This window comes from Micromonospora sp. CNZ296 (genome assembly GCF_007827635.1).
The window spans coordinates 1-10,801 of record NZ_VISW01000048.1 but is presented as its reverse complement, the minus strand read 5'-3'; the positions used below and the strand labels follow the sequence as shown (position 1 = coordinate 10,801).

Annotated in this window: 10 protein-coding genes and 1 riboswitch; of the genes, 8 read left to right on the top strand and 2 right to left on the bottom strand. The window is 67.4% G+C overall.

Going from position 1 to position 10,801, the window contains the following annotated elements; all coding sequences use genetic code 11:
- Positions 1-102: 102 nt before the first annotated feature.
- Positions 103-669, top strand: a complete 567-nt coding sequence (locus tag FB455_RS33750; RefSeq protein WP_486481638.1) for a LysR substrate-binding domain-containing protein — start codon at positions 103-105, stop codon at positions 667-669.
- On the opposite strand, the gene FB455_RS33745 is transcribed toward FB455_RS33750, so the two are convergent.
- Positions 641-1,669, bottom strand: coding sequence for an acetamidase/formamidase family protein (locus tag FB455_RS33745; protein ID WP_232236796.1), 1,029 nt, complete (start codon positions 1,667-1,669; stop codon positions 641-643). The two genes, FB455_RS33750 and FB455_RS33745, sit on opposite strands and share 29 nt — an antisense overlap.
- 101 nt (positions 1,670-1,770) lie before the next feature.
- Positions 1,771-2,508, bottom strand: a complete 738-nt coding sequence (locus tag FB455_RS33740) for a response regulator transcription factor (protein ID WP_051611145.1) — start codon at positions 2,506-2,508, stop codon at positions 1,771-1,773.
- Positions 2,509-2,828: 320 nt separating this feature from the next.
- Here FB455_RS33740 and FB455_RS33735 point away from each other — a divergent pair, with 320 nt between their 5' ends.
- From FB455_RS33735 to FB455_RS33705, 7 genes are all read left to right on the top strand, one after another.
- Positions 2,829-5,363 (top strand): collagenase, encoded by a 2,535-nt coding sequence (locus FB455_RS33735; RefSeq protein ID WP_232236795.1) that lies wholly within the window; start codon positions 2,829-2,831, stop codon positions 5,361-5,363.
- A gap of 108 nt (positions 5,364-5,471) precedes the next feature.
- Entirely contained in the window at positions 5,472-6,434 is a 963-nt protein-coding gene (locus FB455_RS33730) for a LysR family transcriptional regulator (RefSeq protein ID WP_013476185.1), read from the top strand.
- A 105-nt stretch (positions 6,435-6,539) separates the two neighbouring features.
- Positions 6,540-6,629: riboswitch (glycine riboswitch) on the top strand.
- Positions 6,630-6,767: 138 nt separating this feature from the next.
- Positions 6,768-7,895 (top strand): glycine cleavage system aminomethyltransferase GcvT, encoded by a 1,128-nt coding sequence (gene gcvT / locus FB455_RS33725; RefSeq protein ID WP_030274974.1) that lies wholly within the window; start codon positions 6,768-6,770, stop codon positions 7,893-7,895.
- A 32-nt stretch (positions 7,896-7,927) separates the two neighbouring features.
- The gene (gene gcvH / locus FB455_RS33720) at positions 7,928-8,305 is read left to right on the top strand and encodes a glycine cleavage system protein GcvH (protein ID WP_013476187.1); all 378 of its coding nucleotides are present in this window, start codon (positions 7,928-7,930) and stop codon (positions 8,303-8,305) included.
- Positions 8,306-8,311: 6 nt separating this feature from the next.
- A complete protein-coding gene (gene glyA / locus FB455_RS33715; protein WP_013476188.1) occupies positions 8,312-9,580 on the top strand; it encodes a serine hydroxymethyltransferase in 1,269 nt (422 codons plus the stop codon).
- 93 nt (positions 9,581-9,673) lie between these two features.
- On the top strand, positions 9,674-10,600 hold the full coding sequence (locus FB455_RS33710; protein WP_013476189.1) for a proline dehydrogenase family protein: 927 nt from the start codon (positions 9,674-9,676) through the stop codon (positions 10,598-10,600).
- 105 nt (positions 10,601-10,705) lie between these two features.
- Positions 10,706-10,801: serine dehydratase beta chain (locus FB455_RS33705; protein ID WP_145755309.1), on the top strand; the 96-nt coding region annotated here is incomplete at its 3' end.

Sequence of the window (10,801 nt, the reverse complement as noted above, 5' to 3'; positions counted from 1 at the left end):
CCAGTCAGGGTTGGCTGCGGTGATCACCTGCACCCAGGGATCCTGACCGATCGTCCTGACTAGACAGACACCGGGGTTACGAGACGTCCCTTAGGTGAGCGGGTGCTCGCGTCGGCAATCCCGGTGTACGTCGCTGTCTCCAGCGCCCACCGGGCGGCGGGTCTTCGGGAGATCCCCCTGGAAGGGCTCAAAGAAGAGGCATGGATCAGGCCGCCCGGCGGAGAGGACGGTTCCCTGTCCGCCTTCTGGCAGGCGGCCCGCAAGGCAGGCTTCACCCCGCGAATCCAGTTCGACGTGCCTAGCGGCGGCGGGCGGCAGCTCGTCGGCTCCGGACGCGCCGTTCAGCTGGTGGAGCCGACCTCCCATGGCGGTCCGGGAGTCGCAGTCGTTCCCCTCGCCGGGGAACCGCTGCGCATGCACCTCACGCTCTGGTGGCATCGCCGTCGCATGAGTGCCGAACAGGCCGACCGCCTCTTCGAGGTTATCCTCGGCACCTACTCGACGTTCGCGATGGAGAGCCCCGTTTTCCAGCCGCGCTGGTCGAGGCACCCAACAGCTTGTCTGACGGCGCCTCGCGACGACGAACAGCACTCTCATCGACCAGCAAGCACGCCCCGGTGCGTGGAGGGATCGACGACCGCTATCCCGCCGAGGCGGCGGTCCGCTTGAGCCGATCGTGTGCGTCGTCGTACGCGGCAGCAGGATGGGGGACCAGCCGTCTCCCGATCGCGGCGAGAAGCGTGTAGTTCGCGTCGCGCACGTTGCCGAGGGCCGTCCGCCCTGCCTGCGAGACGAGCTGATGAGCGTCCAGCATCTCCAGCCCCGCCAAGGATCCGACCCAGCTCACCAGATCCTGGTGAGCTATTCGATAGGCGTCATCGAGAGGACGGGCGCAGCCGATCGACATGAGATCGAGGTCGGTCTCCAACCGTGGCCAGCTGGTTTGCCATCCCTTGATCACCTCAATGGCGACAGTGGTGACGGTAGCGATCGCCACACCGGCCGGACAGGCCTGGCCGTGCCCCTGGCGAGCGTGGCCGTCACCGAGCGCAAGCATCGCCCCGTGAACGTTGACACCCAGGTACAGGGTCGCGCCCGCACGCGCCTCGGGGATGTCGAGCTTCCCGCCGTAGAAATCAGGCACCATGGTGGACCGAGCCTCGAGTCTCCCGGGAGACACGCCTATGGTGCCGATAGTCGGCTCCAGCGGCAGGTCCACTGCATGGTCCGTTCTCGTCGACTGGAACCGGACCGTTCCAGCCCGACGGTCTATCTCGTAGAACCAGACCCGCGCCTCGACCGGTGCGCCAAGCGCGAGCGCTCGCACACCGGTTCCGAGCGCGCCGATGTGTGGAGGCGTGGACGACACCCCCCAGTCTCGCGCGGGAACGACCGAGACGATGTGGATGGCGAGTGTGTCACCGGGCTCGGCCTCCTCGATCAGGAAGGGTCCGGAGACCGGATTCAGATGCGGCGTCTCCAACATCCAGGACGACAGGTCGGTCGCACTGCGAAGCCGGCCACCGAAGCAGTCCTCGGTGTACACCTCCAGCACGTCACCGGAGCGCAGATGCGCGACTGGTATCCGACCCCCGAACGTGTAAGCGAGTTGTCGCTCGGCGGGCCGATGACCGATCTTCCCCATGACATCACACTCGTCCCTCGTCATGCTGCTTCGTCTGGTAACGGCCCGCCGGACCACGTCCCTTGCCGCAACGCATCGCGGTCCTCCATGAAGTGCGCCGCGGCGCGGCCCAGAACGATCGGCGATCAACGCGCCGCATCGCTCCCGGATGTCTGCGTGATCTGCTCCCGCGCCGGAACCGGTCGCAACGAGACTCCCCGCCCCCGAGCGGTGTGCAGGTATTTCGTGCCTGTCGAGCGCTCGCCCAGCTTGCGCCGCAGACGGGACAGCAGGACGTCCAGGGACGCCGCCGACGGCAGGCCCTCCGCGCGGATCCTCGTCCGGAGCTGCGACCGTGGCACCACCCGGCCGGGGTGCTCCGCGAGATAGGCGAGAAGCTCGAACTCGGTACGCGTCAGCGCCACGGGTCGTCCGTCCACTGAGACGCTGCGACCTGCCACATCGATGCGAAGAGCGCCGACCTCGGACGGCGCCGGAGGCGGTGCCGGCGGAACCCGGCGCAGCAGAGCGCGGACGGAGGCGTCAACCACCGCGGGTGGACACGGCTTCGGCAGGAATCCGTCTGCGCCGGCGCGCAGCATGCGGACGACGTCATCATCGATACTCCTGATGCTGTGTGCCAGAACCGGGCGGCGGGACGCGACACACAGCAGGCGCATCAGCAGCAGCCCGTCCACCGCCGGCACGACCGGGTCCACGATCACGACATCCGGCCTCCGGTGGGTGTGGCAGGTCAGGTCGGACAACGTCCGCCCGCTCTCATGGAGGGCGATCTCGGTGACCAGATGACCGAAGCGCGTCAACTGATCGCCGAGTAGCCGCCGATAGCGATGGTCTTCGTCGATGAGCAAGATGGTCGCCATGGTTGCCGTCCGGTGTCTGAATCGTGAACACCTGGACGATCGCACGACCGGACCGCCCGCTTTCATGTCATCTGTCCATCACGTCGCCTGATCGATCCGACGACCCTCGACGCATCGCTCACAGGTTCCGGTAAGGCCCAGGCGGGCCACCCTGACCACCCGCTGTGGACTCGTTGTGGCCGCTGGAGCCGCCTGGCTAGCGTCCACCCCCCAAGCATCCATCGAAGTGCGTCAGCGCCTTTGCTGGATCACACCCTCGCCCATGAGGAGAGAGCATGTCTGGACACCCATTGCGGCGAAGACTAGGTCAGCTGATCGGCGTGCTCACCGCGCTGACGCTCGCCTGCGGCGTCATCGCGCCGCCGGCCGCCGCGAACTCGGCGCGGCCCGTGCCACCCGGGCAGCAGGCCAGGAAGGCCGATGCGGCACCGCCGGCAGCGGGCGATGCGACTGTTCGGGGCAAGGACCGGGTAGACCATGTGAGCGAGCAGGCGCTCCCCGTACACAAGCGCCCGCCGCAGCCGGCCGCGAAGGACGCCGCCCGTGTCGACTACGACCGCCCGGCAACCCCGAAGCGACGCGCTCGGCCGTCGGACGCCGGGTCTCGCGCCGCCGCTGCCGCCTGCAGCACCGCAGACTTCACCAGCCGAACGGGGTCGGCGCTGGTCAGCCAGATCAAGGGATCCACGGTCGACTGCATCAACAGCCTGTTCAGCCTCTCCGGCAGCGATGCCTACAACGCCTTCCGCGAGGCGCAGATGGCAAGCGTCGCGTACGCGGTGCGCGACGGCTCGCCCGGCTACCCGGGTAACCCCTCCACCGGCATGCCCCAGCTCGTTCTCTACCTGCGGGCCGGCTACTACGTGCAGTGGTACGACACGAGCGTCGGAACCTACGGGCCGGCACTCCAGACCGCGATCCGCTCAGCGCTCGACGCCTTCTTCGCGAACCCACGCGCCTGGGACGTGACCGACGCCAACGGTGAGACCCTGGCGGAGGCGGTGACGCTCATCGACAGCGCACAGGAGAACGCCCGATACCTGTTCGTGGTGAACCGGCTCCTGACCGGCTTCAACTCGTCGTACACCTCGTCCTGGTACATGCTCAACGCGGTCAACAACGTCTACACGGTGCTGTTCCGAGGCCACCAGGTGCCCGCGTTCGTCTCCGCCGTGCAGGCCGACCGCACCGTGCTCGACAACCTGTACAACTTCGCGAACACCCACGCTGGTCTTCTCGGCACCGACAACGGCTACCTCACGTCGAACGCGGGCCGGGAACTCGGACGATTCCTGCAGCACGCCCCGCTCAAGCCCATCGTGCGGCCGATGGCGTCGGCGCTTCTCTCGCGAAGCAACATGACCGGCCCGACCGCGCCGCTCTGGGTCGGCGTCGCGGAGATGACCCAGGCATACGACGTCGCCAACTGCTCCTACTACACCACCTGCAACCTCTCCGCCCAGCTGACCAGCTCTGTCCTGACCATCAACTACACATGCAGCCCGTCGATCAAGATCGTCGCGCAGGACATGACCTCGGCTGAACTGAGCCAGTCCTGCACCAGCCTGAAGGGCCAGGACGCCTACTTCCACAGCCTGGTCGCAGACAGCGGGCCGGTGGCAGGCGATGTCAACACCGACATCGAGGTTGTCGTCTTCAACTCGAGCACCGACTACCAGACCTACGCGGGCGCCATCTACGGCATCGATACGAACAACGGTGGCATGTACCTGGAGGGCAACCCGTCGGACCCCAACAACCAGGCAAGGTTCATCGCCTACGAAGCCGAGTGGGTCCGGCCGGCCTTCCAGATCTGGAACCTCAACCACGAGTACACCCACTACCTCGATGGCCGGTTCAACATGTACGGCGACTTCAGCGCCAACATCACCACACCTACCATCTGGTGGATCGAAGGCTTCGCCGAGTACGTCTCCTACTCCTACCGGAACGTCACCTACACCAGTGCCCAGAGCCAGGCGGGCAACCACACCTATGCGCTGCGCACGCTGTTCGACACCACCTACAACAACGACCAGACGCGCATCTACAACTGGGGCTATCTGGCCGTGCGGTACATGATGCAGTCCCATCGGCCGGACATGACGACAGTGCTCGGATACTACCGATCGGGGGCATTCAACGCCGCCCGCACGTACCTCACCAGCACCATCGGCTCACGCTACGACGCCGACTTCGACGCCTGGCTGACGCGCTGCGCGGCAGGGGATTGCGGCGGGAGCACCACGCCGCCCCCGACCAACCAGCCGCCGTCCGCCTCGTTCACCGTGGCGACCAGTGGGCTCACCGCCACCTTCACCGACCGGTCCTCGGACGCCGACGGCAGCATCGCCTCCCGGCAGTGGGCCTTCGGGGACGGGAGCACCTCGTCGGCCGTCAACCCCAGCAAGACCTACGCTGCGGCCGGCACCTACACCGTCTCGCTGACGGTCACCGACAACCAGGGGGCGACCGCGAGATCGTCCCAGACGATCTCGGTCACGACGGGTGGCGGCACCACCGTGCCGGAATGCAGCGGCACTGACACGCGTACCCTCGACCGCAACTGCCAGCGCAGTGGACGCTCCGCGACCGCGGGCAACTACGACTACCTGTACATCTACCTGCCCGCCGGCGTCAGCACCCTCACCATTGCCGTGGCCGGCGGCACGGGCAACTGCGATCTCTACTACAGTCCGTCGAGCTGGGCCACCACCAGCAACGCCACCCGCTCCTCCGCCGGGGCCGGCAACACCGAGTCGCTGGCCATCCCCAGCCCGGCCGCCGGCTACCACTACATCAGCCTCTACGGGAAGACCGCCTGCTCTGGCACCACGGTGAGCACGCGCTACTGAACCACATGTGATGGGTATGAGTTCGCCGCCCGGCGGGAGTTGCCGGGCGGCGCGCCCGCCTGGCCTGTGGCCGCCGCGCCGCCTGCGGCCGCGTGCATAATCTCGGTCATGGGCATCGATGTGCGCCACCTGCGGGCGATCAGTGCCATCGCCGAGGCCGGAAGCGTGACCGGCGCCGCCGCCCGCCTGGGCCTGTCACAGCCCGCGCTGACGGCCCAGGTGCATCGGATCGAGAAGACGGTCGGTGGGCCGCTGTTCGTCCGAAGCCGTACCGGTATGCAACCGACCGAACTCGGCAAGCAGGTGCTCCAGCGCGCCCGCGTCGTGCTGGCCGAGGTCGACGCGCTCGTCGAGGACTTCGGCGACCGGCACCCCATTCCAGGTTTGCTCCGACTCGGCACCGTCCACATCGCCTGCGCGGGCAGCCTCGTACGCCACGTCGCGGAAGCGTTCCCGGATCCGGAGATCGCGCTGCAGATAGAGCCGTCCTCGCGACTGTTGGTGGAGGCGCTCACCCGAGGCCAGTTGGATGCCGCGTTGCTGGGCATCCTTGAGGGCTTCGAGCTGCCGATCGGTCCCACGCTCACCAGCCGGCCACTGATCCCCCGTTACCCGATCTTCGTCGCCATGTCCGCCTCCCACCCGCAGTCCCACCACGAGCAGGTGCGGCTGGCCGACCTGAGAAACGAATCGTGGGTGTGTCCGCCGGGGCCGGACGACGGCTCACTCGCCTCGCTGCGACGGGCCTGCCGCGCCGCAGGTTTCGAGCCGAAGATCCGGTACGAAGCGCCGAGTGGCGCCGCGCACCCACTGGTGGCCGCCGGAGACGGTGTCCGGCTGGTCGACCCGACCTGGGCCCCGGCCGCCGGGACTCGGGTGCTGCCGCTGCGCGGGGAGCCGCAGTTGCTGGCCAGGCTGATGGTCGTCTGGCGGCGCGATGCGCTGACCTCTGCACAGAGCAGCGCTTTGTTCCAGGCCATCACCCGGGCCTACCTGGATCACGTCAACGACAACGCTGCCTTCGCCCGATGGTGGCGGGCCAATCCCCACGCCCATCCCGCAGCGTCGTAGCGATCCGACGGCGATATATAGGCATCAGCTATGGGCAGGATGATGTTGACGCGGTATGTGCCGTCACCTAACCTGCGAATGGCCCACAACTACATAGACACCATTCGAACCTGCACGGGAGAGACTCCGTTCATTCGGAGCGCCGAAGGAGCAAACTCCCAAGAAACTCTCAGGCCCCATTACCGTGCAGGCGAGGTGACTCTGGAAAGCAGACGACCGTCGTCTCACCCACGGTGCAAGCCGCTGACGCAGCGGTGAAGCTCTCAGGTCAATGACAGAGCGGGAGGCAACCGACCGTTCGACGCCGCGTGCGTCGGGACGAGGAGCGCCCCCGTGCACCAGGACCCTGCGGCTCTGCTCCGCTCACCTCTGCATGCATCACATATAGGACACGGAGCTCGATTCACCGACTTCAGCGGCTGGCGGATGCCCCTTCGCTACGGAAGCGAGCTCGCTGAGCACCGCGCCGTACGCGAACAGGCCGGCCTCTTCGACCTCAGCCACATGGGGCAGCTCGAGGTATCGGGGCCGGAGGCCCCGACAGCACTGAACTACGCTCTGGTCGGGCACCTGTCTGCCGTACCGATCGGTGGCGCGCGCTACACCATGCTCTGCGACGCCGCCGGCGGGGTGCTGGACGACCTCGTTGCCTATCGCCTCGCATCGAACCGGTACCTGCTGGTCGTCAACGCCATCAACACACGCGTCGTACATGCGGCCATCAGGACCCGTTGTGCGGACTACGCGGCCTGGGCCGCCGACCGCACGAACGAGCGGGCGATCATCGCGGTGCAGGGGCCGCGCGCCGCCCCCATCGTGGAAGCCCTGACCGGTACGGGACTCACCCGGCTCCGCTACTACACCGCAGCGCTACTGGACATCGACGGTCGTCCAGCCGTCGTCGCTCGTACCGGCTACACCGGCGAAGACGGCTTCGAACTGCTCGTACACGCCGAAGACGCGGTGCGCACGTGGGAAGCAGCGCTTGTGGCCGGTCGGCGTCACGGCTTGACGCCCACAGGGCTGGCGTGCCGCGACACCCTCCGCATCGAGGCTGGAATGCCGTTGTACGGCGCAGAGATCGGCCGTGACGTCACCCCGTTCGATGCCGGGCTGGGGCGGGTGGTGTCCTTCGTCAAACCAGGCGACTTCGTCGGACGAGCCGCGCTGGCCGAGGCCCACAAGAGCGGCGTTACCCGTCGGCTCGTCGGCCTCGTCGCGTCCGGGCAGAGAATTCCCCGAGCGGGCCAGCAGGTGGTGACGCTGACCGACGACGGCCATGGTGCTGATCCGGTCGGCCTCATCACAAGCGGCACCCCTTCACCCACATTCAAACGGCCGATCGCGATGGCCAGCATCCGTGCCGGCACCAGCGACAGCATCCGGCTGGCCGTGCAGATCAGGGGGACCACCGAGCCGGTCGAGATCGTCCCTCTTCCGTTCTACCGTCGTCCGCGGTGATCCGCGGCCATTCCTTGCGAGGGTTCAGCGTCATGAACGTACCGGAACACCTGAAGTACAGCCTCAACCACGAGTGGGTCAACGACTCGGTTCAGCCGGCCGAAGTAGGCATCACCGCGTTCGCCGCCGAAGCGCTGGGTGATGTCATCTATGTGCAACTGCCCGAGCCGGGGAGCCACCTGACTGCCGGTGACGTGTGTGGAGAGGTCGAGTCCACGAAGTCGGTCGCGGAGCTGTATCTCCCGGTCAGCGGAGAGGTCGTCGCCGTCAACGAGGCGGTCATCGCCAATCCGGGCCTGATCGGCGCCGATCCGTACGGCAAAGGCTGGCTCCTGCGGGTCCGGCTGGCGCAGATGCCTTCCCTGATGTCGCCGGACGAGTACCGCGCCTTCTCCAACGAGTCGCGGTAGGCCCCGATGGCAGCCTTCGACGATGATCTGGCCGACCTCGACCCCGCCGTCGCCGAGGCGATCGGCCGGGAGCTACGCCGGCAACACGAGACCCTGGGCATGATCGCCTCCGAGAATCTCGCGCCCCGAGCCGTCCTTCAGGCGCAGGGATCGGCCCTCACCAACAAGTACGCGGAGGGCTACCCGGGACGGCGCTACTACAGCGGATGCGAGCATGTCGACGACATCGAGCGCCTGGCGATCGACCGGGCCAAGCGCCTGTTCGGCGCCGCCTACGCGAACGTGCAGCCGCATTCCGGATCGCAGGCGAACGCCGCCGTGATGGCTGCTCTGATCGAGCCGGGTGACACCATCCTCGGGCTCGACCTCGCTCACGGCGGTCATCTGACCCATGGCATGCGCATCAACTACTCGGGGCGGCTGTACCGGGCCGTGAGCTATCGCGTAGGCGCCGAGAACCACCTGATCGACATGGATGAGGTCCAAGAGCTGGCGCGCGAGCATCGGCCGAAGCTGCTCATCGCCGGCTGGTCGGCCTACCCTCGAACGCTCGACTTCGCCCGGTTCCGGCGGATCGCCGATAAGCTAGGCGCATACCTGCTCGTAGACATGGCACATTTCGCCGGGTTGGTCGCGGCCGGTCTGCATCCCAACCCGGTCCCTCACGCCCATGTCGTCACCCTGACCACGCACAAGACCCTCGGCGGCCCCCGCGGCGGCACCATCCTCAGCGCCTACACCGATCTCGCGCGGAGGCTGGACTCGGCGGTCTTCCCAGGCCAGCAAGGTGGTCCGCTGGCGCATGTCGTGGCTGCGAAGGCAGTGGCCTTTCGGATCGCCGGAGAACCGCAGTTCCAGGATCAGCAGCGGCGCGCCCTGACCGGAGCGAAGATCGTTGCCGATCGTCTCTGCGCCGCCGAGGTCGCGAAGGCCGGCATCCGGGTGGTCAGCGGAGGCACCGACGTGCACCTGGTGCTGGTCGACCTGAGCCACGCGGATCTCGATGGCGCGCAGGCGGAGCGGCTGCTGCAAGGCGTCGGCATCACCGTCAACCGTAACGCCGTGCCATTCGACCCACGCCCGCCGATGGTCACCTCCGGGCTACGGATCGGTACCTCCGGTCTCGCCACCCGAGGGTTCTCCGAAGCGGACTTCACGGAGGTGGCCGACATCATCGCCGATGCTCTGACCGCCAAGGAGGCTGACACGTCGCTACGCACGCGGGTGGCTCGCCTCGTCGATCGGCACCCCCTCCACCCCGGCCACACCTCCTGACCGTACGGGGAACCCGAGCTTCCCGCGGGTGGTAGATCGCTTCGTCACGCCTTGCTTCCTGAGGGCGACAACAGCCCCGAGAAAGGACCCCAATTGCCGAACAAGCTGTTGCTGATGGCGGCCGGCAGTCACCGACTCCGGAGAATCATCGCCGGATCCCCCCTGACCCGGGGCGTGGTGCAACGATTCGTTGCCGGCGAGGTGAACGACGAGGCGATCGCAGTGGCGCGGCGCATCGTCGAATCCGGGATGCGGGTGACGATCGACCATCTCGGCGAAGGAACAACGACAGTCGAGCAGGCTGCCGCTGTACGCGACGCGTATCTCAGCCTACTCTCCGCGACGCGGATGCCCGGTATGGCCGAGGTGTCGGTGAAACTGTCGGCGCTCGGTAGCGCGCTGCCCCACAACGGTCGCCGACACGCCTATCGGCTGACGCGCGACATCTGTGCCGCTGCGGCTGCCGCCGACGCCACGGTAACCCTCGACATGGAGGATCACACCACGGTTGACCTGACGCTGGCCGTGCTGGACGAACTGCGTACCGAATTTCCCTGGGTGGGCGTGGCGCTGCAGGCGTGCTTGCACCGTACCCCGGCGGACTGCCAGCGCCTCGCGTACGCAGGGAGCCGGGTCCGCCTGGTCAAGGGAGCCTACGCGGAGCCGGCGTCAGTGGCATATACGCGACGACGTCAGATCGACGAGGCATTCGACAGGTGCCTGCGGATCCTGATGCAGGGCCAGGGCTATCCCATGGTGGCGACCCACGACCCCCGCCTGATCGACAGCGCCATCGGGCTCGCGAGCGCCGGTGGCCGGAGCACCACCGATTTCGAGGTCCAGATGCTGTACGGCATCCGCGCGAACGAGCAGACGCGGCTTGCGGGGGAGGGCTACCGCGTGCGGGTGTATCTGCCGTATGGACAGGACTGGTACGCATATTTCACCCGCAGGCTTGCCGAGAAGCCCGCGAACCTGCTCCTCCTGGCTCGATCCTTCAAGCCTGGCGCCGCCGACTGATCGCGACGCGGAGCTTCCGGCATCGTTCGTCGCGGACCAGGCAGCCATGGGCGGTCGCGCGGAACCGAAGACCACCGTGCGTGGCGATGACAGGAGCATTGCGCCGTGATCAGTGTTTTCGATCTTTTCAGCGTCGGTATCGGGCCGTCCAGCTCGCACACCGTCGGGCCGATGCGGGCCGCCCGTACGTTCGTGGCGGGC